General features: G+C 60.5%; 19 protein-coding genes. 11 read left to right on the top strand and 8 right to left on the bottom strand.

The window, feature by feature from the left end; all coding sequences use genetic code 11:
- The first annotated feature begins 49 nt into the window (after window positions 1–49).
- The 4 genes from PG897_RS03415 to ybcJ all read left to right on the top strand — a co-directional run bounded on the left by PG897_RS03415 (window position 50) and on the right by ybcJ (window position 3,102).
- On the top strand, window positions 50–400 hold the full coding sequence (locus tag PG897_RS03415; RefSeq protein ID WP_011706254.1) for a phasin family protein: 351 nt from the start codon (window positions 50–52) through the stop codon (window positions 398–400).
- 93 nt (window positions 401–493) lie between these two features.
- Window positions 494–2,278, top strand: a complete 1,785-nt coding sequence (locus tag PG897_RS03410) for a class I poly(R)-hydroxyalkanoic acid synthase (protein ID WP_270828735.1) — start codon at window positions 494–496, stop codon at window positions 2,276–2,278.
- Window positions 2,275–2,679 (top strand): MaoC family dehydratase, encoded by a 405-nt coding sequence (locus PG897_RS03405; RefSeq protein WP_076360855.1) that lies wholly within the window; start codon window positions 2,275–2,277, stop codon window positions 2,677–2,679. Before PG897_RS03410 ends, PG897_RS03405 begins: the two co-directional genes overlap by 4 nt.
- Window positions 2,680–2,868: 189 nt before the next feature.
- Window positions 2,869–3,102, top strand: coding sequence for a ribosome-associated protein YbcJ (ybcJ, locus tag PG897_RS03400; RefSeq protein ID WP_010674882.1), 234 nt, complete (start codon window positions 2,869–2,871; stop codon window positions 3,100–3,102).
- Window positions 3,103–3,238: 136 nt separating this feature from the next.
- Here ybcJ and PG897_RS03390 read toward each other — a convergent pair whose 3' ends face one another.
- From PG897_RS03390 to PG897_RS03375, 4 genes are all read right to left on the bottom strand, one after another.
- Window positions 3,239–3,712, bottom strand: coding sequence for a DUF4442 domain-containing protein (locus tag PG897_RS03390; protein WP_005300417.1), 474 nt, complete (start codon window positions 3,710–3,712; stop codon window positions 3,239–3,241).
- 150 nt (window positions 3,713–3,862) lie between these two features.
- The gene (locus tag PG897_RS03385) at window positions 3,863–5,614 is read right to left on the bottom strand and encodes an ABC transporter transmembrane domain-containing protein (RefSeq protein ID WP_201880861.1); all 1,752 of its coding nucleotides are present in this window, start codon (window positions 5,612–5,614) and stop codon (window positions 3,863–3,865) included.
- A gap of 109 nt (window positions 5,615–5,723) precedes the next feature.
- Window positions 5,724–7,460: an ABC transporter transmembrane domain-containing protein gene (locus PG897_RS03380; RefSeq protein WP_226014469.1), complete on the bottom strand. Its 1,737-nt coding sequence runs from the start codon at window positions 7,458–7,460 to the stop codon at window positions 5,724–5,726.
- Window positions 7,461–7,599: 139 nt separating this feature from the next.
- A complete protein-coding gene (locus tag PG897_RS03375; protein WP_024942616.1) occupies window positions 7,600–10,401 on the bottom strand; it encodes a response regulator in 2,802 nt (933 codons plus the stop codon).
- 155 nt (window positions 10,402–10,556) lie between these two features.
- Between PG897_RS03375 and trxC the strand changes: the two genes are divergently transcribed.
- Both trxC and PG897_RS03365 read left to right on the top strand, forming a co-directional pair.
- On the top strand, window positions 10,557–10,997 hold the full coding sequence (gene trxC, locus PG897_RS03370) for a thioredoxin TrxC (protein ID WP_017782654.1): 441 nt from the start codon (window positions 10,557–10,559) through the stop codon (window positions 10,995–10,997).
- Between the two features lie 154 nt (window positions 10,998–11,151).
- On the top strand, window positions 11,152–12,540 hold the full coding sequence (locus PG897_RS03365; protein ID WP_024942615.1) for an SLC13 family permease: 1,389 nt from the start codon (window positions 11,152–11,154) through the stop codon (window positions 12,538–12,540).
- 374 nt (window positions 12,541–12,914) lie between these two features.
- On the opposite strand, the gene PG897_RS03360 is transcribed toward PG897_RS03365, so the two are convergent.
- Together PG897_RS03360 and PG897_RS03355 are read right to left on the bottom strand one after the other, a co-directional pair.
- Window positions 12,915–15,389, bottom strand: a complete 2,475-nt coding sequence (locus PG897_RS03360) for a glycogen/starch/alpha-glucan phosphorylase (protein ID WP_005300394.1) — start codon at window positions 15,387–15,389, stop codon at window positions 12,915–12,917.
- 384 nt (window positions 15,390–15,773) lie between these two features.
- Window positions 15,774–15,971 (bottom strand): DUF4250 domain-containing protein, encoded by a 198-nt coding sequence (locus PG897_RS03355; protein ID WP_005300391.1) that lies wholly within the window; start codon window positions 15,969–15,971, stop codon window positions 15,774–15,776.
- A 233-nt stretch (window positions 15,972–16,204) separates the two neighbouring features.
- Between PG897_RS03355 and PG897_RS03350 the strand changes: the two genes are divergently transcribed.
- On the top strand, window positions 16,205–16,690 hold the full coding sequence (locus PG897_RS03350; RefSeq protein WP_017765430.1) for a cell division inhibitor: 486 nt from the start codon (window positions 16,205–16,207) through the stop codon (window positions 16,688–16,690).
- Window positions 16,691–17,237: 547 nt separating this feature from the next.
- Here PG897_RS03350 and PG897_RS03345 read toward each other — a convergent pair.
- Window positions 17,238–18,761, bottom strand: coding sequence for a fumarate hydratase (locus tag PG897_RS03345; protein ID WP_270828734.1), 1,524 nt, complete (start codon window positions 18,759–18,761; stop codon window positions 17,238–17,240).
- A 248-nt stretch (window positions 18,762–19,009) separates the two neighbouring features.
- Between PG897_RS03345 and pabB the strand changes: the two genes are divergently transcribed.
- The 3 genes from pabB (at window position 19,010) to PG897_RS03330 (ending at window position 22,476) form a co-directional block, all read left to right on the top strand.
- On the top strand, window positions 19,010–20,344 hold the full coding sequence (gene pabB, locus PG897_RS03340) for an aminodeoxychorismate synthase component 1 (protein WP_201880882.1): 1,335 nt from the start codon (window positions 19,010–19,012) through the stop codon (window positions 20,342–20,344).
- Between the two features lie 50 nt (window positions 20,345–20,394).
- A complete protein-coding gene (locus tag PG897_RS03335) occupies window positions 20,395–20,961 on the top strand; it encodes a CoA pyrophosphatase (RefSeq protein WP_005300376.1) in 567 nt (188 codons plus the stop codon).
- 216 nt (window positions 20,962–21,177) lie between these two features.
- Window positions 21,178–22,476 (top strand): serine/threonine transporter, encoded by a 1,299-nt coding sequence (locus tag PG897_RS03330; RefSeq protein ID WP_024941547.1) that lies wholly within the window; start codon window positions 21,178–21,180, stop codon window positions 22,474–22,476.
- 441 nt (window positions 22,477–22,917) lie between these two features.
- Here the strand turns inward: PG897_RS03330 and sstT are convergent, their stop codons facing one another.
- Entirely contained in the window at window positions 22,918–24,168 is a 1,251-nt protein-coding gene (gene sstT, locus PG897_RS03325; protein ID WP_010634121.1) for a serine/threonine transporter SstT, read from the bottom strand.
- 339 nt (window positions 24,169–24,507) lie between these two features.
- Here sstT and PG897_RS03320 point away from each other — a divergent pair, with 339 nt between their 5' ends.
- On the top strand, window positions 24,508–26,436 hold the full coding sequence (locus PG897_RS03320) for a RecQ family ATP-dependent DNA helicase (protein ID WP_024941548.1): 1,929 nt from the start codon (window positions 24,508–24,510) through the stop codon (window positions 26,434–26,436).
- Window positions 26,437–26,939 lie beyond the last annotated feature (503 nt).

Here is a 26,939-nt window from a genome sequence, read left to right as displayed (position 1 = left end):
GGGCCATCGGCCCTTTTGCAATACCTTCTGCCAACCACGGAGACGCGCGATGAATATGGACGTAATCAAGACCTTTACCGAGCAGATGCAAGGCTTTGCCGCCCCCCTCACCCGTTACAACCAGCTGCTGGCCAGCAACATCGAACAGCTGACCCGGCTGCAGCTGGCGTCCGCCAACGCCTATGCCGAGCTGGGACTGAACCAGCTGCAGGCCGCCGGCAAGGTGCAGGATGCCCAGAGCCTGGCGGCCCTCGGCACCGTCCAGCTGGAGACCGCCAGCCAGCTCTCCCGCCAGATGCTGGACGACATCCAGAAGCTCAATACCCTCGGCCAGCAGTTCAAGGACGACCTCGACGCCCTGGCTGCCGACGGCATCAAAAAGAGCACGGGCAAGGCCTGATATCCCCCTGGCTGCCCGCGACGGGCAGCCACATCTCCCCATGCTCCGTCACGACAGGCTCGCCCTGCGCCGGGGATGGGTGAAGGAGAGAACATGAGCCAATCATCTTACGGCCCGCTGTTCGAGGCCCTGGCCCACTACAACGACAAGCTGCTGGACATGGCCAAGGCGCAGACCGAGCGTACCGCCCAGGCCCTGCTGCAGACCAATCTCGACGACCTCGGCCAGGTGCTGGAGCAGGGTAGCCAGCAGCCCTGGCAACTGATCAATGCCCAGATGAACTGGTGGCAGGATCAGCTCAAGCTGATGCAGCACACCCTGCTCAAAAGCGCAGGCCAGCAGAGCGAACCGCTCATCGCCCCGGAGCGCAGCGATCGCCGCTTCAAGGCCGACGCCTGGAGCGAGCAGCCCATTTATGACTACCTCAAACAATCCTATCTGCTGACCGCCAAGCACCTGCTGGCTTCGGTGGATGCCCTCGAGGGGGTGCCCCAGAAGAGCCGGGAGCGGTTGCGTTTTTTTACCCGCCAGTACATCAACGCCATGGCGCCAAGCAACTTTCTGGCCACCAACCCGGAGCTGCTCAAGCTGACCCTGGAGTCTGACGGCCAGAATCTGGTGCGCGGGCTGGCGCTGCTGGCCGAAGATCTCGAGCGCAGCGCCGATCAACTCAACATCCGGCTGACCGACGAGTCCGCCTTTGAGCTGGGGCGGGATCTGGCGCTGACGCCGGGCCGGGTGGTGCAGCGCACCGAGCTGTATGAGCTCATTCAGTACAGCCCGACCACGGAAACGGTGGCCAGGACGCCGGTACTGATCGTGCCGCCCTTCATCAACAAGTACTACATCCTGGACATGCGGCCCCAGAACTCCCTAGTGGCCTGGCTGGTCGCCCAGGGCCAGACGATGTTCATGATCTCCTGGCGCAACCCGGGTCCGGCCCAGGCCGACATCGATCTCGACGACTACGTGGTGGACGGGGTCATCGCCGCGCTGGATGGTGTGGAGGCGGCCACCGGCGAACGCGAAGTGCACGGCATCGGTTACTGCATCGGCGGCACCGCCCTCTCCTTGGCCATGGGCTGGCTGGCCGCCAGGCGCCAGAAGCAGCGGGTTCGCTCCGCCACCCTGTTCACCACCCTGCTCGACTTCTCCCAACCGGGGGAACTTGGCATCTTCATCCACGAGCCCATCATTGCGGCGCTGGAAGCCCAGAACGAGGCCAAGGGCATCATGGACGGGCGCCAGCTGGCGGTCTCCTTCAGCCTGCTGCGGGAGAACAGCCTCTACTGGAATTACTACATCGACAGCTACCTCAAGGGGCAGAGTCCGGTGGCGTTCGATCTGCTGCACTGGAACAGCGACAGCACCAACGTGGCAGGCAAGACCCACAGCAGCCTGCTGCGCCGGCTCTATCTGGAGAACCAGCTGGTGAAGGGAGAGCTCAAGATCCGCCACACCCGCATCGATCTCGGCAAGGTGAAGACCCCGGTGCTGCTGGTCTCGGCCATGGACGATCACATCGCCCTCTGGCAAGGGACCTGGCAGGGCATGAAGCTGTTCGGTGGCGAGCAGCACTTCATCCTGGCTGAATCGGGCCACATCGCCGGCATCGTCAATCCACCGGACGCCAACAAGTACGGCTTCTGGCAGAACGACGCCGAGGCCGCCAGCCCCGAGGTGTGGCTTGCCGGCGCAAGCCACACCTCCGGCTCCTGGTGGCCGCAGATGGCCGCCTTCATCCAGAGCCGGGAAGAGGATCCCGTCCCCCTCCCTGCCCGCATCCCGAGCGAAGGGCTGGAAGCGGCGCCCGGCAGCTACGTCAAGGTTCGGCTCAACCCGGTCTTTGCACAGACCCCCGAGGAGGAGCCCGCATGAGCACACTCCCCTTCGAGGTGGGCCAAAAGGCCAGACTGACCAAGCGGTTCGGGGCGGCAGAGGTCGAGGTGTTTGCCGGGTTGTCGGAGGATTTCAATCCGCTGCACCTGGATCCCGCCTTCGCCGCTACCACGCCGTTCGAGCGCCCCATCGTGCACGGCATGCTGCTGGCCAGCCTCTTCTCGGGGCTGCTGGGCCAGCAACTGCCGGGCAAGGGCACCGTCTACCTCGGTCAGAGCCTCGCCTTCAAGCAGCCGGTGTTTGTGGGGGATGAGGTGACGGCAGAGGTGGAGATCATCGCCCTGCGCAGCGACAAGCCCATCATCACCCTGGCCACCCGCATCCTGACGGCCACCGGCGCCATCGCCGTCAGCGGTGAAGCCGTGGTGAAGTTCGGCTGAAAAGGGTTTGCCCCATGATCTCAGTCAGCCCGGCCACAGCCGGGCTGACTGCTATGGTGTGTGCCCCAAAAATGGTCTTGCAAGCCACAATTGCCTGCAGACAGATGCCCTTGCCCTTTCCTTGACGGCCCGAACTGCCTAGAATAATCGCCCTGCTGTTTCAGCCATTCATCCACTAGAGGATTTCCCATGGAGACGTTTCTGCTCGAAGGCCACCCCTTCGTTGCCTTGTGCGACCTTATCAAACATCAGGGTTGGGCCGATTGTGGCGGTGCGGCCAAGGCGCTGGTCGCCGAAGGGCTGGTAGAGGTGGACGGTCAGGTCGAGACCCGCAAACGCTGCAAGATCGTGGCCGAGCAAGTAGTCAACTTCAATGGCATGAAAGTGGTCGTGAAAGAAGGCGTCAGCCCCGAGATCCTCTGATCCCGACGCTCTGCCACGCAAGTGCTACCGAGCAAGTGGTCAACTTCAACGACATGAAGGTCGTGGTGAAAGAAGGCATCAGCCCCGAGATCCTCTGATCTCGCTTGCATAAGGGCGCCGACGCGCCCTTTGGTATTCAGCTGGCCTTGATCGACAGGGTCAGCACGAAGCGTGCCATCGCCTCATCTCCGTTCAGTGACGGACAGGTGGCCACCACCTGGATGGGACGGTTGATGCGCTGACCGCTGGCCAGCGACTCGTCGATCATGGCGTCGATCTCCTCCCCAGCCGCGCAGTCAAACTGCACGTCCCCCTCGGGCCGTTTCAGAAACTCCCCCTGCACATCCTTGAAGGCGAAGTGCACCTTTTTGCGCCGCTGCCGCCCCTTCTCCATCACCAGCAGACCGCCAACCAGATCGGCACCGGTTGCCAGCGCGCCGAAGTACATGCTGCCCAGGTGGTTGCGGGTGCGCCAGCCAAGCGGAATGCGAATGCGCAGCGCCTTGGCGCTCATCTCTTCGATGACGGGGGCACAAAAACCGATGACGGGGATGTAGCGCCAGGCAAAGAGCCGTAGTGCCAGGTTGGCCTTCAAACGTTGCAAATCCATATGCGAACTGATCCGATGAGTTGATGTAAACAGCATGTTGCCAGCATGACTGGCGTTCGACAAGGACGCGGATCACGCTTGCCACCTTTTCACCACCCAAAAAAAGAGGGAACCGCACGGGTTCCCTCTGCTCATTCCTGTGGCGGTCGCTCAGGCCCGCTTCTCTTCCAGCCAGGCTCCCTGGCTCTGCATCTCGAACAACTGGGCATAATGGCCACCCAGCGCCATCAGCTCGCCATGGGTACCCCGCTCGTTCACCTGACCGCGAGAGAGCAGCAGGATCTCGTCCGCATCGACGATGGTCGAGAGGCGGTGGGCGATGGCGATGGTGGTACGGCCGCGCCGTGCCGCCGCCAGCGCCGAAGAGAGGGCCAGCTCGGTCTGGGAGTCCACGCTGGCGGTCGCCTCGTCCAGAATGAGGATACGCGGATCCCCCACCAGGGCGCGGGCAAAGGAGAGCAGCTGGCGCTGGCCGGCGGAGAGGTTCTTGCCCCCCTCCTCCATCAGGGTGTTCAAGCCCTCCGGCAGGCTCAGCACGAACTCGGCCAGCTGCACCTCGGTCAGCGCCTGCCAGAGGCGCGCCTCGTCGATGCCGTCGCGACCGAGCCGCAGGTTTTCCGCCAAGGTACCGACGAAGATAAAAGGATCTTGCTGGACCAGCCCGATGCTGCGGCGCACCGCCGAGAGCGACAGGCTCGCCATCGGATGATCATCGAAGCGAATGGTGCCCTGATCCAGCGGGTAGAAGCCCATCAGCAGGCTGATGATGGTGGACTTGCCGCTGCCGGTGTGACCCACCAGCGCCAGCATCTGGCCCGGTTTGGCGGTAAAGCTCACATCCCGCAGCACCTGTTGCTCGCCATCGTAGGAGAAACTCACCCGCTCGAAGCTCACCTGCCCCTGAAGCGGCCGCATCTCGCCCTCGGTGCTCTCGCGCGCTTCATCGAGCAGGGCAAAGACCCGCTCCCCGGCCACCATGGCCTGCTGCAACTGGTTGAGCTGGTTGGTCATCTCGATAAGCGGCTCGATCATCCGCCCCAGATAGCTGATGAAGGCGTAGAGCACCCCCACCTGGATGGCGCCATCCGCACTCAGCCCCTCACGGGCAAACAGCGCCAACAGGCCAATCAGCACCATCATGTAGAAGAGATCGATGAGCGGGCGCAGCAGGATGCCGTTGATCTTGAGGCTCTTGAGCCGCGCCGCCCAGTGCTGCTGATTCACCTCGGCAAAGGCGTTGGCGAAATGGCGCTCCTGCACCATGGCCTGAATGACCGGCATCCCCTGCAGCGACTCGTTGAGACGGCTGTTGATGTCGGAGAGCAGGCTGCGGGTCGCCCGCACCACAGGCACGCTCAGTTTCTGATAAAGCCACATTACTCCGCCCACTGCCGGCAACAGACAGGCGCACACCAGCATCAGCCGCAGATCCAGCAGCGCCATGGAGATGAGGATGCCGCACAAGAGCACCACCTTCTGCACCAGCAGCCCGATCACCTGCACATAGAGGTTCATGATCGCCTCGGTGTCGTTGGTGATGCGCGAGATGAGCGAGCCGGAGCGATGCTGGTCAAAGTAACGGGCCGGCAGCCGGATGGCGGTGGCAAACACCTGCTCGCGCAGCCGCTGCACCACCGCCTGGGCGATGCGGTTGAAGCGCAGGGACTGCAGGTAGAAACCGGCCGCAGACAATACCTGCAAGCCGAGATAGCCGGCTGCGATGGCCGCGATGGCGGGCCACACCAGCTGGCGTGGCGCCAGATAGTCGTCGATGAACAGCTTGATGAGCAAGGGACCGGCCACTTCGGCGCCGGTGGCCAACAGCAGGCAGATCCCCGCCTGAATGAGCCAGCGCGGGTAACGGGCGCAGTACCCGAGCAGTCGTTTGATGGTCGGGTTCACAGGCGCTCCTCCACGTCTTGTTTCAGCCGCTGATGATGAGACTCCAGGCCGACATACCAGCACTCAGGCTCTGCGCCATACCGAGTGAAGGCACTCTTGATGAGTGGACTCACAGGCTCTCCTCCACGTCTTGCTCGAGACGCTGGTAACGCACCATGTCGGCATACCAGCCGTTGTAGGCCATCAGGGCGCCGTGGCGACCCCGCTCACTGACATGACCCTGATCCAGCACCAGGATCTCGTCGGCCTGCTCCACCGCCGTCATCCGGTGGCTGACCAGGATCAGGGTACGCTTGTGGGCCTTGAGAGCGTGCAGGATCTGCTGCTCGGTGTGGGCATCCACCGCCGAGAGGGCATCGTCTAGCACCAGGATGGGCGCCTCCAGCAACAGGGCACGGGCGATGGCGAGCCGCTGTTTCTGGCCGCCGGAGAGGGTCACCCCCTTCTCCCCCACTTCGGTCTCATAGCCTTTGGGGAAACGGTTGATGTCGTCGTGCACGCAGGCGATGCGCGCCACCTGCTCAATCTCCTCCCGGCTGGCATCGGGACGGCCGAGGGCGATGTTGGCGGCAATGGTGGTGGAGAAAAGAAACGGCTCCTGCGGCACATAGGCAAACTGGCCGCGCAGCTCACCCAGCGCCAGTTGCGAGATGGGCACCTCTCCCATGCGGATCTCCCCCGTAGTGGGGTTGGCCAGTCGCATCAACAGCTTGAGCAGAGAACTCTTGCCCGCGCCGGTACGCCCGACGACTCCGAGCATGCCACCGGCTTGCAGGGTGAAATCCACATTGCGCAGCAGAGTGCGCAGCTCGAGCTGGTAGCTGAGCGCCACGGCGCGCAGCGGAAAGGCCGAGGCCAGCGCCACCGGCTGGGCCGGCTCTTCGATGTCGCTACGCTCGCCGAGCAGGCTTTCGATCCGTGAATAGGCGGCGCTGCCACGCTCGATGATGTTGAACAACCAGGCGATGGCGAACATGGGCCAGATCAGCTGACCGAGGTACATGGTGAAGCTGGTGAGCTCCCCCAGGGTCAACTCGTCACGCAGCACCAGAGCGCTGCCGCCGGCCACCGCCAGAAAGTAGGAGCAGCCGATGCACAGGTAAATCACGGGATCGAACTTGGCATCGATGCGGGCCACCGCCATGTTGCAGGCACCCGCCTCCCGGGTCAGCTCGGCAAAACCGCGATCTTCGAGCGACTCTACCGCATAGGACTTGAGCACCCGCACGCCGGATAGCGCCTCCTGGGTCTTGTTGTTGAGCCGCGAGAAGGCACCCTGCGCCGCCTTGAACTCCTTGTAGATCTGGGTGCCGAAGCGGTTCATGAAGAACGCCATCACCGGCAACGGCAACAGGGAGAGCAGAGTCAGCTGCCAGGAGTACTGGCTGCACATGATGGAGAGCACCAGCACCCCGACGATGATGGAGTCCACCAGGGTCAACACCCCTTCCCCGGCGGTCATCTCCACCGCCTGGATGTCGTTGGTGGCATGGGCCATCAGATCGCCGGTTCGGTGACGCTGATAAAAGTCCGGGCTCATGCGGGTGAAGTGGCTGAACAGCCGGTTGCGCAGCACATAAGCCAGCCGGTAGGAGGCACCAAACAGCATGACCCGCCACACGTAGCGCAGCAGATAGATGAGCAGACCCAGGCCGAACAAGCCGGCCAGATAACCGGTCAGGGTGGTACTGTCCAGCGACCCTTTGGCGATACCATCCACCACCCAGCCCACCACCTTGGGCGGGATCACGGTCAACAGGGCCACCATCATCAACAGCGAGATGGCAACCAGGTAACGCTGCCACTGCTCCTTGAAGAACCAGCCCAGCCTTGCAAATACGCTCACGTAGATATCCTTTGTCGCGGCAGGCCGAGGCTGCCGCCCGTCATGGAAAGCCCAATGCAATCGCCCCCGGCTGGGGGCGATACGAGGAGGTCATGATAGCCTGAAGCAGAAGGCTTGAGAATTATTGCTATTTCACTTATTACAACAAACGATCATCGCGCTGTTCAAAGGCACCATACGATGCTTCATGCTGTTCTCCGGTCAGCAGGAAGTGAGACACCTCCTCCCGGGTCAGACTGAAGACCTGCTGCAACTGCTCCAGATCCTGCTCGGTGAGCTCTTCCTGCTGGCGCAGTCGCCACTCCAGCTCACCGGCGAGGATCTGCAGGCGGGAGGCGGAGATGTTGGCGGAAACCCCCTTGAGGGTATGCAGCAACCGGCAGGCGATGTCGGGCTGCTGGCGACGCAGGGCGGAGCGGATCTCCCACAGATCGTCCTTGTGCTCCGACATGAACAGCTTGAAGAGGATCTGCAGCGCCTCCTTGTCCTGCTCCAGCCGTCTAAGGGCATCCTCCAGATCCAGCACCCCCATCAGATCAGGCGGCTTCACCTCCAGCGGCACCAGCCGCTCGCCGCTGGCGCTCTTCACCCACTGCAACAGGTTGTTGTAGAGATCGAGCTTGCTGACCGGCTTGGTGACATAGCCATTCATCCCCACGCCGAGACAGCGTTCCCTGTCTCCCGGCATGGCGCTGGCCGTCAGGGCGATGATGGGCACATCGTGCTTGTCGACCATCTTGCGGATTTGACGGGTGGCATCCAACCCGTCCAGCACCGGCATCTGCAAGTCCATCAGGATCACGTCGAACGGCTGCTCGGCCACCCGCTCGACCGCCTCCCGGCCGTTGCCCACCACGGTCACCAGGGCATCGACCCGGCGCAGATATTCGATGATGAGCTGCTGGTTGACCCTATTGTCCTCCGCCAGCAGCACCCGGATGCCTTGCAGCAGCTCGCGAAAATGCTGCTGATCGCCCTGCACCTCGGCCTGGCGGAACTGCTGATCGTGTGAACTGCCGTTGAGCAGCTCGTCCACCTTGGCCAGCAGGGCATTTTCGGTCATCGGCTTGGGCAGAAAATGGGTCAGCCCCATGCTCTCCATCCGCCCGTGCAGTCCCTCTTTGGCCCAGGCACTGGTCATCAGGATGGGCAGCCGGCGCCACTGGCTGTGCTGATACATCTCGAGCGCCAGATCCAGCCCATCCTCCTGCCCCATGCGCCAGTCGAGAATGGCCAGCCGGACGTTCTGCCCCTCTTCCCGCAGCACCTGCCGCGCCCGCGAGAGGCTGTTGACCGCCATCACCCTGGCCCCGGCCCGGCCCAGGATATCCTTGGCCAGGTCAAGCACCAGCTCGTTGTCATCCATCACCAGCACCAGCGGCTGATTCTCAAAGAAGACCCGCCGCCCGGAGACGCCGTACACCGCCTTGGTCATGGGGATCTCGAACTGGAACACCGAGCCCGCACCCGGTTTGCTCTGCACCGTGATCCGTCCTCCCATCAGCTCCACCAGCCGCTGGGAGATGTTGAGGCCAAGCCCGGAGCCGCCATATTTGCGAGTGTTGCCCGCCTCCAGCTGGGTGAAGGGCTGGAACAGCTGGGCCTGTTTCTCCTCGGCAATGCCGATGCCGGTGTCGCGCACGCTGAAACGCACCTGCATGGGATGGGGGTTGACTAGGGTGATGGACACCTCCACTTCGCCCCGCTCGGTAAACTTGATGGCGTTGTTGACCAGATTGACCAGCACCTGACCGAGACGCAGCGGGTCGCCACGCAGAAAGTCGGGCACCGCCGGCGACTTGTTGATGATGACCTCGACATGCTTGCGCTCGGCCAGATCGGCGAACATGCCCGCCAGCGAGTCGATCTGCTCGCTGAGATCGAAGTCGATCTCCTCCAGCGTCAGCTTGCCGGACTCCACCTTGGTCAGATCCAGAATGTCGTTGATGAGCAGCAGCAAAGTATCCGATGAAGATTTGATCTTGCTGAGATAATCCCGTTGCTGTTGGTCCAGCTCGGTCTGCAGCGCCAGCGAGCTGAAGCCGATGATGGCGTTCATGGGGGTGCGGATCTCGTGGCTCATGTTGGCCAGAAAGTCGCTCTTGGCCTGGGCCAGCAAACCGGTCTGACGCGACAACTCGCTCAGCTTCTGGTTGCGCCGCCACAGGGTCACCGCCACCAGTCCGAAGCAGAGCATGGCCCCCCCCAGCACCATCAGATAGAAGCGACTCTTGAGGGAGGAGGCCTGCTCCATCTTGCTCTGTTTCCAGCGCGACAATCCCTCCAGTTCATGCATGTCGATGACCTGGTTGCGCAGCACGTGATACGCCACGACCTGATGGCTGACATCCTCGCTCAGCTGGGCCAACCCGACCACTTCGGGATAGGCGGGATAGGCCGTCTTGAGACGGCGCTGCAGGGCCTGTAACTGCTGTTGCTCGCCCTTGTCCCAGCTGCGTTTGAGGTAATTGCTGAGCTGGGCCAGCTCGGTCAGATCGATGGCCAGCGGAGCGTCCGCCGGCAGGGTTGACAGCAAGCCGTTCAGCTGCTTTTGAAAGGGCTGCTCTATGTACTCGATCGCCATCTCCATGGAGTAGAGCTTGGCGAGATCAAGCAGATAGCTGTCGATATCGTGCAACAACGATTGAGAGTGGGGATTGTCGGCCGAGTCGGGGTCGTTGCGCACCTGGCGTACGAAACTGTCGAGGTTGCTCGACAGCTGATTGAGACGCTGCTGTACATTGCCGTCGTTGGCCTTCTCGCGCCCCAGCAGATAGACGGTATCGGTATTGACCCGGTTGAGGATCAACTCCGCCGCCACGCTGAGCTCCGAGGCTTTCTGCTGCTGGCTGAGCAGTTGCCAGCAATAGCCGGAAAACGCCAGCAGCGATACGATGATCAGGCTAAGTACAACACGATTGACCCGTGTCACATTATTCATCCCGTCTCGATTCTCATGTCATGGCCATGCATCCACCGACATCACGTCGCTACGGGATCACTGGCTGTGAAAGATAATTGACTGCTATGTTACCGTTACTCTGCCCTGACAGTGCAATAAAGATGTTGCAGGGCTTATGCATACAGGAATCAATTATGTCATTTATCACTACCTATTGTAGCCATTGCTTCACCAGGAACCGCCTGCCCGAGGAGAAGGTGGATTCAAACGCGAAGTGTGGTCGCTGCAAGAGCGGACTGTTCGCCACCACCCCGGTCACCGGTCAGGAGCAGCAATTCGATACCCTGATCCAGTCCGACATCCCGGTCGTGGTCGACTTCTGGGCCAGCTGGTGTGGACCATGCCTTCAATTTTCACCTGTTTTTCAACAAGTTGCCAGTGAGCTTGAGCCAAAAATCCGCTTCGTCAAGGTCGATACCGAGCAACAGGCCGCCATCGCGGCCCGCTACGCCATTCGCAGTATTCCCACCCTGATGGTATTCAAGCAGGGCAAGATGCTGGCTCAGCGCAGCGGCTCCCTGCCCCCCAGTCTGTTCAAGGAGTGGCTTGCCTCCTTCCTGAACAGCCACAAATGATACCAATTTGTTTAATTTGTGTTTTATTTATGTTTTAACTTGTCTTGACTCTGTGAGTCTCGGCATGCTTTGACCAGATCCCCCTGTTTCAAACGGGGGGATGAATGTAATCTCGGCAACACAACAACAACCATAAATTAACCGAGAGAACGATATGCACACATCTGCAGTACCCTCTACTACCCCATCACGCTGGCTGGACGTCAAATCCGGGATCGTCATCCTGGATGTCCTGCTGCTCTGTGCCATGCTCGCCTGGCTGCCGTTTGACCCCAACGTCAACAAGGGGCTGGGGATACTGGTCTTCATCGCCATTCTCTGGCTGACCGAAGCAGTCAACATCACCATCACGGCCCTCTCCATCCCGGTACTTGCCACCCTGCTCGGGGTGTTTGACATGAGCAAGTCCCTGACGGATTTCGCCAACCCGGTGCTGTTTCTCTTCTTCGGCGGCTTCGCACTGGCTGCAGCCCTCTCCAAACAAGGGCTGGATACCCAGATCGCCGCCAAGGTGATGCAACTTGCCAAGGGTCACCTTGGCTGGGCCGCCATCGTGCTCTTCACCATCACGGCCGCCCTCTCCATGTGGATCAGCAACACCGCCACCGCCGCCATGATGATGCCGCTGGCCCTCGGCATGCTCAAAGGCATCGACGCCCACAAGGAGCGTCGCACCCTGGTCTTCGTCCTGCTGGGGGTCGCCTACAGCGCCAGCATCGGCGGCATCGGCACCCTGGTGGGCAGCCCGCCCAACGCCATCGCGGCCGCCCAGATGGGGCTGGGTTTCACCGACTGGATGAAGTTTGGCATCCCGGTTGTGCTCATCTTCATGCCGGTGGGCATCGGCCTGCTGTATATGGTGACGCGCCCCGACCTCTCCCATCAGGTCAGCACCGAGAAGGTGACCATCCAGTGGACCGGTCAACGCAAGATCACCCTGCTCATCTTCCTGACCACGGTACTGCTGTGGATCGGCTCCCAACCCATCGCCAAGGCAATGGGGGGCATTCCCCAGTTCGATACCCTGATCGCCATGGGCGCCATCGTGGCCATTGCCATCAGCCGGGTGGCCAGCTGGGATGACATCAACCAGAACACCGACTGGGGCGTGCTGATGCTGTTCGGCGGTGGCCTCACCTTAAGCGCCATCCTGAAGCAGACCGGCGCCAACGCCTTCCTGGCGGAACACCTCTCCAACGGTCTGGCCACCATGCCTATCTTCATCATTCTGCTCTGCCTGGCCGCATTCGTGGTGTTCCTGACCGAACTGGTCTCCAACACCGCCACCGCCGCCCTGTTGGTGCCGCTGTTTGCCGGGGTCGCCGAGGCGCTGGGTGTCTCCCCCATCGTCGTTTCCGTGCTGATCGCCGTCGGCGCCTCCTGCGCCTTCATGCTGCCGGTGGCCACCCCGCCCAACGCCATCGTGTTCGCCAGCGGTTACATCAAACAACGTGAGATGATGCGGGCCGGCCTGGTGCTGAACCTGGTCTTCACCGTCATTCTGACCATGCTCGCCTACTTCATGGGCGACATACTGCACTGAGACATATTCACTGATATGCCGAATACCAAGGCCCCTGACGGGGCCTTTTTTATTGTCTCACTTGCCTGCCGATTCTCGAGTGCACACCTTTTTCTCCCGCCCTCAGCCCCCCCCTCATTCGATGTCACACGTCCTCAAATAGCAGAACTGTATGCAGAGGGTGGCAATGGGCAGTCGGGCAGTCGGGCAGTCGGGCAGTCGGGCAGTCGGGCAGTTGGGCAGTTGGGCAGTTGGGCTGTTGGGCAGTTGGGCAGTTGGGCAGTTGGGCAGTTGGGCAGTTGGGCAGTTTGCTTTTGTCCCGCGTTCACACAACCAACACCGCCCACACCCAATAAAAAACCCCCGCATGGCGGGGGTTTGGGTTTGCTCTCTTGTCAGCCGATGCTGCAGGGCTTCAGGTTCCAGATCCGATCCACATAGTCCTGGATGGAACGGTCGGAGTTGAACTTGCCCATGGTGGCCGAGTTGATGATGGCCTTCTTGGCCCACAGTGCCGGATCCCGATACCAGGTATCGATCAGCTTGTGTGCTTCCGAGTAGGAAGCAAAATCGGCCAGCGTCAGGTAGGGATCCCCCCCTTCCAGCAAGGAGCGCTTGATGGAGGAGAGCTCACCCGGACGACCCGGCGTGAAGTAGTCGGTATCAAACCAGTCCAGCACGGCTTTGAGCTCGGAGTTGGCGTAGTAGAAGTCATACGGGTTGTAACCGCGCCCCTTCAGTGCCTTCACCTCGTCCACGTTCAGACCGAAGATGGCACAGTTCTCGGCCCCCGCCTCTTCCGCGATCTCGATGTTGGCGCCGTCCAGGGTACCTATGGTGATGGCACCGTTCAGGGCCATCTTCATGTTGCCGGTACCAGAGGCTTCATAACCGGCAGTGGAGATCTGCTCGGAGACGTCGGCCGCCGGGATCAGCTTCTCGGCCAGGCTCACCCGGTAGTTCGGCATGAACACCACTTTCAGCTTGCCCTGAATGCGGGTGTCATTGTTGACCCGCTCCGCCAGCTTGTTGATGGCGTAGATGATGTCCTTGGCCAGCTTGTAACCGGGCGCCGCCTTGGAGCCGAAGATGAATACCCGCGGATGCATGTCGTAGTCGGGGTTGGCCAGCAGACGACGATAGAGCGCCATGATGTGGATGAGGTTCAGTTGCTGGCGCTTGTACTCGTGCAGACGCTTGATCTGGACGTCGAAGATCGCCTCGGCACTGACCTCGATACCGGTTTCCGCCTTGATGACCTTGACCAGCTTCTCCTTGTTGTGGCGCTTGATGGTCATGAACTGCTTCTGGAAGGCCTTGTCGTCGGCAAACTTGGTGACGCTGCGCAGCTTGTCCAGTTGCAGCGGCCACTCCTTGCCCACCACTTCGTTGTAGAGTTCGGCCAGTTCCGGGTTGCAGGCCAGCAGCCAGCGACGCGGAGTCACGCCGTTGGTGACGTTGCACATTTTCTCTGGCCACAGCTCGGCATACTCGGGGAAGAGATCTTCCTTCACCAGCTTGGAGTGGATCTCGGCCACGCCGTTCACCTTGGAGGAGCCGATGACACACAGGTTGCCCATACGCACCTTGCGCACCGCTCCCTCTTCGATAATGGAGAGCTTGGCCTTGATGGCGTCGTTGCCCGGCCACTTGGGCTCCACCAGCTCGCCCAGGAAACGGGCGTTGATTTCGTAAATGATCTCGAGATGGCGCGGCAGCACCTTCTCGAACAGGCTGACCGACCACTTCTCCAGTGCTTCCGGCAGCAGGGTGTGGTTGGTGTAGGAGAACACCTGGTAGCTGATGGCCCAGGCCGCTTCCCAGGTCAGCCCCTCTTCGTCCACCAGCACCCGCATCAGTTCGGGGATGGCGACGGTGGGGTGGGTATCGTTGAGCTGAATGGCGATCTGGGCGGCAAAGTTGCTGAAATCGGCGCCATGCACCCGCTTGTAGCGACGCATGATGTCCTTGATGGAGCAGGCACAGAAGAAGTACTGCTGGATCAGGCGCAGCTCTTTGCCCGCGTCGGTCTCGTCGTTCGGATAGAGCACCTTGGAGATGGTCTCGGCCTGGGCTTTTTCCGCCTGGGAGTCGATATAACCACCGGCGTTGAACACGTCCCAGTCAAAAAACTCGGAGGCGCGAGACTCCCACAGGCGCAGGATGTTGACGGTATGACCGCCAAAACCGACTACCGGAATATCCCAGGGCACCCCTTTGATCTTGCGACCGGCGTGCCACACCTTCTTGAGGCCGCCGTTGTCACCAAAGACGGTCTCCACGTAACCGTAGAGCGGGATCTCCTGCACCGATTCCGGGCGGCAGATCTCCCAGGGGTTGCCATATTCGCGCCAGGAGTCCGGACGCTCAATCTGACGGCCATCCTGAATTTCCTGACGGAACAGACCGTGCTCGTAGTGGATGCCATAGCCGACCGCCGGGTAGTTCAGGGTCGCCAGCGAATCGATGAAGCAGGCGGCCAGACGGCCCAGGCCGCCGTTGCCGAGTGCCATGTCGGGCTCTTGTTCACACAGATCGGTCAGTTCCAGACCGAGTTCGCCCAACGCCTCTTCGCAAATCTTGTACAGGGAGAGGTTGTGCAGGTTGTTGGAGGTCAGGCGCCCCATCAGGAATTCAGCAGAGAGATAGTGAATTGCACGAGTATCTTTCTTGAAGTGAGTCTGCTGAGTGCGGGTCAGGCGCTCGTACACCTGTTCGTTGACGGCGGCTGCGGTCGCTTTCCACCACGCTTCTGGCGAGGCTTTCTGTTCGCTTGTACCCAAGGTAGAACGCAGGTGACGCACGATACTCGCCTTGAGCTGATCTTTATCCAGTTGGAGATCCTGGTCTGTCTTCTTCTTGGTAGCCATAAACCATTTCCTTCGTTACAGAATAATAAATTGTTATCCCATCAGGGACCGGTGCTGTTGTTATCTGAGAATATGTTCCGGCGTGGGCATACTAGCTAAAGCCGCAGCTTGAAAAGTTAACGCAAGTCACACTTTAACGTATAAAAATGACAGTTCAAGTTTGAAAACCCTTTCCTGAAACCTGCAAATACAAACCCATCATTTCCTTTAAAATCAAAATCTTAAGTCTATATCGCAAATATAAATTCATGAATAGGTTTTCAACGATTGCCAAGCGCTGAAAATCCATGAAAATAACTGAAAATTCAGCGCACATTGAAAACGATTTCAATGTGCGCCATTCATGAAAAAATAGAACAGTGCCATTCGGGGAGTGTTCGCCGCTCAACCGTGGGCCTTGAACTGGTTGCTCATGGGATCGTAGTGGTAGCCAATCTGCAACAGGCGAGTGGCAAGCTGGTCTTCCGTCATGTCGTAATAGGCCAGCAATTCCTCCAGCCCGTCGCACTCCAGCCGCAGCTTCTCATTGATGATCCCGAGCAGGATATTGGCATCCAGTCGTTGCAAGGTGCTGACGTCCATCCTCATCTCTCCTCTGTACAGGACATACTGTATAACCATGGGCGCCCCTGCCCGCTTTGTCCATAGCCTGAAAAACACCCACTTAAAGATTGAAGTTTATATACTTTAAAATCAATTGGTTAACTTCTTTCATTACCGTTCAGATCACATTTTTGGCCACAAACGGCTTGTCACTGCTGCGAACAACAACTACTGTATACACATACAGCATGGTTATTCATACAGGAAAGCATATGAGCCAGCCCATGAGCCACACCCTTGTCTCCGTCGCCAGCATGAGCAGCCCCTGGCCCACCCGCCATCAGGGCAAGCAGGACGAATATCGCCACTCTGCGAGCCTCACCCGGGAGCCGCCGCTGCTCGATGAGCTGGTGCGCTTGAGCCAGGGTGACACGGGCTGGATCCTGCTCATTGCGCCACCCGGTCTGCCCGTGGCCAAGCAGTTGCAGGCACAGGGGATCAATCCGGCTCGGGTACTGGTGGTACACAGCCCCAAGATCAAGAACTGGCAATCCACGCTGGAGCAGAGTCTGGGCAACGGCCGCTGCGCCGCCGTGCTGACCTGGCTGCCGGAACAGGTCACGCTGGATCGGGCCAAGCTGAGCACGCTGGGGCAACGCTGTGGTGTATTGACCCGTTTCTTCGAGCCAGTCGCCTCCTCTCCCGCTCATGGTGGCTCGCTGGTCTATGGCGGACAGGATGTTTATCTCAATCACTGACCCCCAACCGTGTGAGGAGATGGGTTGTTCAGGTAGATTGATGATGACTTTTTAATTGGGTGATGAATCGTTTGCCAATCACCGATTAATAAAAGCCCTTGCTACCAGACAACAGTGGCAAGGGTGAATAGGCGCCAGCCAACTGGCGGACGTGGGATCCAGCGTTGACAGCCTTGTGCACCACGCACAGAGAGCGTCAGTTGGCAGTTGGCAGTTGGCAGTTGGCAGTTGGCAGTTGGCAGTTGGCAGTTGGCAGTTGGCAGTTGGCAGTTGGCAGTTGGCAGTTGGCAGTTGGCAGTTGGCAGTTGGCAGTTGGCAGTTGGCAGTTGGCAGTTGGCAGTTGGCAGTTGGCAGTTGGCAGTTAAAATTCGCACGACAGACACGCAGACGAAAAGAAAAGGCGACCCTGGGGTCGCCTTCGTTTTGTTTGTTATGGCTGAGGCTGCATGACGGCCACATCCATGGCAGTCGCGCATCGCGCCCATGCACTCAGGGCATAATGACCCGGCTCCATACCGTAGGTGAACAGCCCTCAGGCATCTTCAACTCACGCCAGCTTGCCATCGAGCTCGGCAATCTTGGCAGACCAGTAGGCCGGCCCAGTCTCGTGGATATTGTTGCCCTGGGAGTCGACCGCCACGGTCACCGGCATGTCCTCGACTTCGAACTCATAGATGGCTTCCATGCCCAGATCGGCGAAGGCCACCACCCGCGCCTTCTTGATGGCCTTCGCCACCAGATAGGCGGCACCACCGACGGCCATCAGATAGACGGCCTGGTGCTGTTTGATGCTCTCGACCGTCTTGGGGCCCCGCTCGGACTTGCCGATCATGCCGATGAGGCCGGTTTCCCCCAGCATCATGTCGGTAAACTTGTCCATCCGGGTGGAGGTGGTCGGGCCGGCCGGGCCGACCACCTCGTCACGCACGGCATCGACCGGGCCCACGTAATAGATGAAGCGGTTGGTGAAATCGACCCCTTCCGGCAGCCCCTCACCTTTTTTCAACATGTCGGCAATGCGCTTGTGAGCGGCATCGCGACCGGTGAGGATCTTGCCGGAGAGCAGCACGGTATCCCCGCTCTTCCAGCTGGCAAGCTCTGCCTTGGTGATGCCGTCGACATTGACCCGGCGCACGTTGCCGCCGGCCGAGCGGGTGATCTCCGGCCAATCTTCCAGTTTCGGCGGGGTCAGCTCGGCCGGGCCGGAACCATCCAGCTCGAAATGGACATGGCGGGTGGCCGCGCAGTTGGGGATCATCACCACCGGCTTGGAGGCGGCATGGGTCGGCGCAGATTTCACCTTCACGTCCAGCACGGTCGTGAGGCCGCCGAGGCCCTGGGCACCGATGCCGAGCTTGTTGACCTTGTCGTAGAGCTCGACCCGCAGCTTCTCCTCTGTGGTCTCGGGACCACGGGCGATCAGCTCCTGGATGTCGATGTGCTCCATCAGCGCTTCCTTGGCCAGCACGGCCGCCTTCTCGGCGGTACCACCGATGCCGATGCCCAGCATGCCGGGCGGACACCAGCCGGCCCCCATGGTCGGCACTGTCTTGAGCACCCACTCGACGACGTCGTCGGAGGGGTTGAGCATCACCATCTTGGATTTGTTCTCGGAGCCGCCGCCCTTGGCCGCGATGCTCACTTCCACCTTGTTGCCCGGGATCATGTCGATGTGTACCACGGCCGGGGCGTTGTCTTTGGTGTTCTTGCGGCTGCCGGCGGGGTCGGCCAGCACGGAGGCGCGCAGCGGGTTGTCCGGATTGGTGTAGGCGCGGCGCGTCCCTTCATCCACCATCTCCTGCACCGTCATGCCGCTGTCCCACTGCACCTGCATGCCGATCTTGACGAAGCAGGTGACGATGCCGGTATCCTGGCAGAGCGGACGATGACCTTCGGCGGACATGCGGGAGTTGATCAGGATCTGGGCCAGGGCATCCTTGGCGGCCGGGTTGATCTCCCGGTCATAGGCAGCCTTGGCGGCATGCACGAAATCGAGGGGGTGGTAGTAGGAGATGTACTGCAGGGCGTCGGCGATGGAATCGATAAAATCCTGTTTTTTAATGATGCTCATATCATCCTCACTGGTCCTTGTCTCCCGTGTTGGTTGGAGCAAGGGCTTCCATATGAGCCGTGCTTCGGTGGGGTGATGCCAGGCGGTCTGCCTGTCTGCCCGATAAGACAACGGCGCGTTTTTTCTAAAAATTCCGGCGCCTATGATACGCTTGCCACCCCCGTACCGGCTAGGGAGCAGGCTGCAAACTGTTGCCTGTGTAACAAAAAATGAAACCAACGCTGCATATCCACCATTTTGAACACCAGATGGCGCTCCATGCGCTGTTCGCCCGCCTTCACCACCTGCCCTGGGCCATGTTGCTGGGATCCGCCGGCCCGCTGGGTGCGGACAACCGCTTTGACATCATCACCGCCGATCCGCTGGCCACCCTGCAGACCGACGGGGCGCTGACCCGCATCGAGCAGGGAGATCAACACGAGTCCAGTGAAGATGATCCGCTTACCCTGCTGGCCCGGTACCAGCGCGATCTGTTGGGAGAGATCACCAGTCAAGCGCCCCCCCTGCCCTTCATCGGCGGGGCGCTCGGCCTGTTTGGCTATGATCTGGGCCGCCGCTTCGAGCGTCTGCCGAACCTGGCCGCCCGCGACGTCACCATCCCTGACATGGCGGTCGGCATCTATGACTGGGCCCTGCTGCGGGAAGTGGCAACAGGCAAATGGCTGCTGGTGCACTGGGGCGACGAGGCCGGCCTTGCCCGCCGGCTGCAGTGGCTGGAGGCGCAGCACGAGCTTGCCGCAGACCCCTTCGCCCTTGCTGGCCCCTGGCGCAGCAACATGAGCCGCGCCGAATATGGCGACAAATTTGCCCGGGTGCAGGCCTATCTGGCGGCAGGGGATTGCTACCAGATCAACCTGACCCAGCGTTTCAGCGCCCCCTATCGGGGTGACGAGTGGCAAGCCTACCAGGCGTTGTCACGGGCCAACCGCGCTCCCTTCTCGGCCTTCCTGCGCTTGCCGCAAGGGGCCATCCTGAGCCTCTCGCCCGAGCGTTTCCTGCTGCTCGACCAGCGCCACATCGAGACCAAGCCCATCAAGGGCACTCGTCCGCGGCTGGCCGACCCTGCGCTGGATCAGGCCAGTGCCCGCGAGCTGGCGGAGGCCGACAAGGACAGATCGGAAAATCTGATGATCGTGGATCTGCTGCGCAACGACATCGGCCGGGTGAGCCGGCCCGGTTCGGTCAGCGTGCCCAGCCTGTTTGCGGTGGAATCCTTCCCGGCGGTGCACCATCTGGTTTCCACCATTCACGGCGAACTGGATGCCCGCTGGCAGGGCGTGGATCTGCTGCGTGCCTGCTTCCCCGGTGGCTCCATCACAGGCGCCCCCAAGATCCGGGCCATGGAGATCATCGAGGAGCTGGAGCCCCAGCGGCGCAACGCCTACTGCGGCAGCATCGGCTACCTCAGCCAGCACGGCCGAATGGACACCAGCATCTGCATCCGCACCCTGATCGCCGCACAGGGCCAGCTCCACTGCTGGGCCGGCGGCGGCGTCATCGCCGACTCCGACGTGGACGACGAATATCAGGAAACCTATGACAAGGTGGCCCGCATCCTGCCACTGCTGGACGCACTGCGTTGAAAACCTGACAAAATGATCTCAGCGACTTGAAGGAGTGAAGAAGAATCGAGATGGAACGAGCAGAACTGCTGACCCGCTTTTTGTTGCAACGCCCCGCCCCCGCTCACCGGCTGACGGTAGCCGGGCTCAAGCCCGCCGCCGTGCTGCTGCCGCTGGTTGAACGGGCCGACGGCCTGCAATTGCTGCTGACCCGGCGCAGTCCGCACCTGCGTCACCACGCGGGACAGATAAGCTTCCCCGGTGGCAGACAGGATCCGGATGACCGGGATCTGATCCACACGGCGCTGCGGGAAACCCAGGAGGAGCTCGGCATAGTCCCGGCCCAGATAGAGGTGCTTGGCACCCTCGCTCCCCTCAACACCGTCTCACAATATGACGTGCTGCCGGTGCTGGGACTGGTAGCGGCCGACTATCAGCTCACCCTGAGCCGGGACGAGGTCGACCAGGCCTTCGAAGTGCCGCTCAACCACCTGCTGGATCCGCGCCACCATATCGCCCTGACCATTCCTAGAGCCGATCACCTGCACACCATCTATTGGATCCCCTGGCAGGATCATTTTATCTGGGGTGCAACCGCCAGCATGATCCGCCAGCTGTCACGGCAACTCTCCAGATAACATATTGCCAACAAATGCCTGTGCAATATTCATGCGTTAACACTAAAATAACGTGGTATTTTATAAAAAATAATTGATTAATTCTTCTTTCGATCACATTTCCATAAAAGAGTGCGGTTTTCAGTCCCATAAAGGTGAATTTGATCAACATTTTTGATTAAAAAACCCGTATCCTTGCGCCGATTCTATAAAAACCACAATTCAGGGGTGAGACACATGTCTAATACTGTCACCGGCGCACAGGATGTTGCGACCTCACAGGAGCAAGGAACCCGCTCAGTCCAATCGCGTGGTTGGACCAAACAAGACACTCGCTGGGTAATCAGCCTGTTCGGTACCGCCGTCGGCGCCGGCATCCTGTTCCTGCCCATCAACGCCGGCATGGGCGGCTTCTGGCCGCTGGTGGTCATGGCGCTGCTGGTCGGCCCCATGACCTATCTGGCACACCGCGGCCTCGCCCGCTTCGTGCTCTCGTCAAGCAAACCCAATGCAGACATCACGGAAGTGGTGGAAGAGCACTTCGGCGTGGGTGCCGGCAAATTAATCACCCTGCTCTACTTCTTCGCCATCTACCCCATCGTGCTGATCTACGGGGTGGGCATCACCAATACCGTGGAAAGCTTCATGGTCAACCAGCTGCAGATGGCGGCGCCGCCGCGCTGGATCCTCTCCATCGTGCTGATCATGGGCATGATGTCGGTGATGCTGGCTGGCGAGAAGCTGATGCTCAAAGTGACCGAGTTCCTGGTCTACCCGCTCATCGCCATCCTGGTGGGGATCTCCTTCTACCTGATCCCGGACTGGACCGGTGCCGCCCTCTCCCAGGTACCGTCCGGCAAGGACTTTGCCATCACCCTGTGGCTGACCATCCCGGTGCTGGTGTTCTCCTTCAACCACAGCCCGGCGATCTCCAGCTTCTCCCTGGCCCAGCGCCGCGATCACGGCGAGCAGGCGGTCGAGAAGTCTGACGCCATCCTCAAGCGCACCGCGACCATCCTGCTCGGTTTCGTGATGTTCTTCGTCTTCTCCTGCGTGATGAGCCTGACCCCGGCACAGCTGGCCGAGGCCAAGTCCCAGAACATTGCCGTGCTCTCCTACCTGGCCAACCAGCACTCAAGCCCCATCATCTCCTACTTCGGTCCGCTGGTGGCGTTCGTGGCCATCGTCTCCTCCTTCTTCGGCCACTACCTGGGTGCCCGTGAAGGCCTGAAGGGGATGATCGTCCAGAACCTGCGCAAGTCCGGCAAGGAGCCGAACCACAAGAAGGTCGAGATCTTCATCATCGCCTTCTTCATCCTGACCCTGTGGGGCACCGCGGTGATCAACCCCTCCATCCTCGGCATGATCGAGTCGATGGGCGGCCCCATCATCGCCACCATCCTGTTCATCATGCCGATGTACGCCATCAAGCGCGTGCCGGCCATGGCGAAGTATCAGGGCCACATCAGCAACGTCTTCGTGGCCCTGATGGGGATGACCGCCATCTCCGCCATTCTTTACCAGCTGATCGGCTGACGCTGACAGAGACCAGCAACAATGCCAGCCGGGTAACCGGCTGGCATTTTTTTATGGTGCAGGGCTGATTGCAGTTCTTCGCGAGGCAAAAAGAGAGGAACCCTTGAGAGCGAGTTGGCTGGCAAGCCACAACAACCCGGCCATGCCTGCTCACGTTTTCGCTCTGACGACCCACCCTGCTCGGGCTGGTGTATCGAGCCGCCGTCAAGCCGATCAACTCCTGCCCGCATCATCCGAGACGGCAAAGCCCTCCCTCTTCCACGCTCGCACACCCCTTCATCCCGACCCAGTGACGGCTGCCGGGTTTCAGGTCGTGAAGCCTTCTTCTCTGTTTGCCGGGAGGATTGCCAGGAGTCACGACAGCTACCCGCCCCATCCGGGCGGCAATAAAAAACGCCCTCAAATGAGGGCGTTGTCGTTGTGAATAGAAAGATACGGCTATCAGGCTTCGCTGTTGGGCACCGGCGAGATGTCCAGCAGGGTCTCATCTTCGGCCATGCAGGCCGCGGCGGTGAACAGCACGTCGGTGGAGCTGTTGAGGGCCGTCTCTGCGGAGTCCTGCAGCACGCCGATGATGAAGCCGACCGCCACCACCTGCATGGCGATGTCGTTGCTGATACCAAACAGGCTGCATGCCAGCGGGATCAGCAGCAGGGAGCCGCCGGCCACACCGGAGGCGCCGCAGGCACTGACGGTCGCAACCACGGAGAGCAGAATGGCCGTCGCCGGATCCACGTCCATCCCCAGGGTGTGGACCGCCGCCATGGAGAGCACGGTAATGGTGATGGCCGCACCGGCCATGTTGATGGTGGCCCCCAGCGGGATGGAGACCGCGTAGGTATCCTCTGGGAGACGCAGTTTTTCGCACAGCGTCATGTTGACCGGAATGTTGGCGGCTGAGCTGCGGGTGAAGAAGGCGGTGACGCCGCTCTCTTTCAGGCAGGTCAGCACCAGCGGATAGGGGTTGCGGCGGATCTTCCAGAACACGATGAGCGGGTTGACCACGAAGGCGATGAACAGCATGCAGCCGATCAGCACCACCAGCAGTTGGGCATAGCCAAACAGGGCCTCAAAACCGGTTTCCGCCAGGGTGGAGGCTACCAGACCCAGAATGCCGAGCGGTGCGCAGCGGATCACCGCTTTCACAATGGTGGAGACGCCGTGGGACAGGTCGGTGATCACCGCTTTGGTCCCTTCGCTGGCGTGGCGCATGGCGATGCCAAGGCCGATGGCCCAGGCCAGAATGCCGATGTAGTTGGCGTCCAGCAGCGCCTTGACCGGGTTGGTCACCACGTTGAACAGCAGGGTCTGCAGTACCTCGGTGATGCCGCCCGGCGGGGTGATCTCGGCACTGTTGGCCACCAGGTGCAGGTTGGTGGGGAACAGGAAGCTTGCAACCACGGCCACCGCAGCCGCCAGGAAAGTTCCCAGCAGATAGAGCAGCAGGATCGGCTTCATGTTGGTTTTTTGACCCTGCTTGTGGCCGATGATCGCCGCCATCACCAGTACGAAGACCAGCAGCGGCGCCACCGCCTTCAAGGCGCCGACGAACAGGCTGCCGAGCAGACCCGCCGCTTTGGCCCATTCCGGCATGAACATAGCAAGGAGGATACCGAAGACCAGACCGACCAGGATCTGGCTAACCAGGCTGGTGCTGTTGACCAGTCTTATGAGGGGGTGTTGTTGTGTCATCAAATAGTCCCTGAGCACCTAAGTGCGTGAATCATTAGTCCTGTTGGCAACCGCTACACCAGGCGACACCCATGTCACGGGCTGGCGTCGTCTGCCCCGGCAAGCCTTCTGTCGAGCCTGTCCGGAAACACACGGGGTTGCGGACAAGGAATATCCCATCTGCAGCCGCTTTTTTCCACAGAATCACTGAAAAATATCCGCTTCGCCTCACAAAAAATCTACAACACCGAGATAACACAATATCAACAACGCTCAAATGGATGCCATTTTCCCTCCCGATTGGCCGCCAGCCTCCACCCGGCGGTGGTATCATGACGGTTTTGCCGCGGAGCCTTTGCCATGATCTCATCCCTGTTGACCCGTCACTTTGGCTTCGATCGGTTGAGGCCAGGACAGGAAGAGGTGATCAGCCGGCTGCTGGCGGGCAAGAACGCCGCCGCCATCTTCCCCACCGGTTCAGGCAAATCCCTCTGCTATCAGTTGCCGGCACTGGCCCTGCCCCACCTGACCCTGGTGATCTCCCCCCTGATCGCACTGATGCACGATCAGCTCGCCTTTTTGCGCAGCAAGGGGATCGCCGCCGCCACCCTCGACTCCAGCCTGACAGCGGAGGAGAGCCGCCGGGTGATGCAGCAGGCCAACGACGGCCAGCTCAAGATCCTGATGATCTCGGTGGAGCGCCTCAAGAACGAGCGCTTTCGCCGCTTCATCCAGCAGGTGCCGCTGTCAATGCTGGTGGTGGACGAGGCTCACTGCATTTCGGAATGGGGCCACAACTTTCGCCCCGACTACCTCAAGCTGCCTGACTATCGCCGCGAACTTGCCATTCCCCAGGTGCTGCTGCTGACGGCAACCGCCACCCCGGCCGTGATGGCCGACATGCAGGCCAAATTCGACATCGAGGATGACGGGCTCATCGTCACCGGCTTTTATCGCGCCAACCTGGACCTGGCCGTCGTCCCCCTGCCCACCGAGGCGCGCGATAGCTGGCTGCATGGGGAACTGGCGCGCGATCCCGCCGCCCCTACCATCATCTACGTCACCCTGCAACACACTGCCGAAATCTGTGCCGCCCAGTTGCAGCAGCGCGGGATCAGGGCCCGAGCCTATCATGCCGGGCTCGACGCCACCTTGCGCAGCCAGATCCAGCACGACTTCATGACCGGCAAGCTGGATTGCATCGTGGCCACCATCGCCTTTGGCATGGGCATCGACAAGGCCGATATTCGCCGGGTGATCCATTACGATCTGCCCAAGTCCATCGAAAACTACAGCCAGGAGATAGGCCGTGCCGGCCGCGACGGCCAGCCTTCCCGCTGCATCGTGCTGGCCAATCGCAGCCAGTTGCCGGTGCTGGAGAATTTCGTCTATGGCGACACTCCGGATCGCTCGGCCATCGTCGCGCTGCTCGAGATCCTGCTGCAAAGCGGCAGCGAGTGGGAATTCAGCCTGCTGCGTCTGTCCAATGAGACCAACATCCGCCAACTGCCTCTCAAGACCCTGCTGGTCTATCTGGAGATGGCGGGCATCACAGCCCCGGCCTACAGCTACTTTGCCGAGTACCGTTTCAAATTCGTGCTGGAGAAAGCGGAGATCCTGGCCCGCTTCAATCCGGAGCGACGCCTGTTCCTGGAGCAGCTGTTCGCCTGCGCCCCGCAGGCCCGCAGCTGGTGCACCATGGACTTCGATGCGCTCTGGCAAGGCTATCAGGGGGAGCGGCACCGCGCGGCGGCGGCCTTGGACTATCTGCAGCAGCAGGGCTGGATCGAACTGGAAAGCAAGCAGATGACCGAGGTTTACCGGGTGCTGCGCCAGGAGATTGACGTAACTCCCCTGGCCGATGAGCTGCACAACTTGTTTGAAAAGAAAGAACACAGCGAGCTGGCCCGTCTGCAGGCATTGCTGGGTTTCTTTACCTCAAGCAGTTGCCTGAGCCATGAACTGGCGCGCTACTTTGCCGATCAGGCAGCCCCCACTCATTGCGGGCACTGCTCGGTCTGTCGGGGCGAGGTGGCAGAGCTCCCTCCCTTGCCTGGCCGGACACTGCCCAATGAACAGGGGCTAAAAGCCTGGTGCGATCCCCTGGTTGCCCTGTGTCACACCCGGCATCCGCGCGTCCTGACCCGCTTTCTGTGCGGCATCGCCACGCCGCTCACCACCCGGGTCAAGGCGAAAAGCCTGGCCGGATTTGGCCAGCTGGCATCCCACCCCTTCGCCGACGTCCTGGCGGCGGTTTCCCGCATTTATCCGGTCCACCACGATCACTAGCTCACCAAGCAGCGCCGATTGCGCTGAAAAAATAAGACCCTCGCATTTGCGAGGGTCAAGCCAACGGAAACGTGCTTAAACAGAGCTTTGTATCGGCAACCAGCCACTCTCTTGCTAAAGCGCTGACTGCCCGACACAAGGCCAATCTAGAGCAGTCGCAATGTAGCGTCAATGTAAAAATTAGAGCTAAAACACCAAACAATTAACTTTACGTGCACGTAAACGCAATGCCATTTCTGCTGCGTGGCGCGCTCCCCCTTGCCCTGACTGCGCTTGCGGCAGCCGGCCAGGAACAATGCGGTGCAGTTTCCATTTTTTGACAAACATTTATTTTTTATGTCTTTGACATTTGCCTCACTATCATGGCAAAAATAATTTAACAGTCAGTAACATAGGTGTGTCACTGATTGCGCCTTCCCGCATCGGGTCGGGAAGTACCCTTGCAAATTTAAACCAATAGTTGGTGATGGATTACTGGGGGCTGTTGACTAGGCTTAATGAGG

The organism is Aeromonas sp. QDB20 (assembly GCF_027707805.1).
GTDB lineage: Bacteria > Pseudomonadota > Gammaproteobacteria > Enterobacterales > Aeromonadaceae > Aeromonas > Aeromonas dhakensis.
Note: the sequence above shows the minus strand (reverse complement) of the source record. Positions and strands in the feature narration are given on the sequence as shown.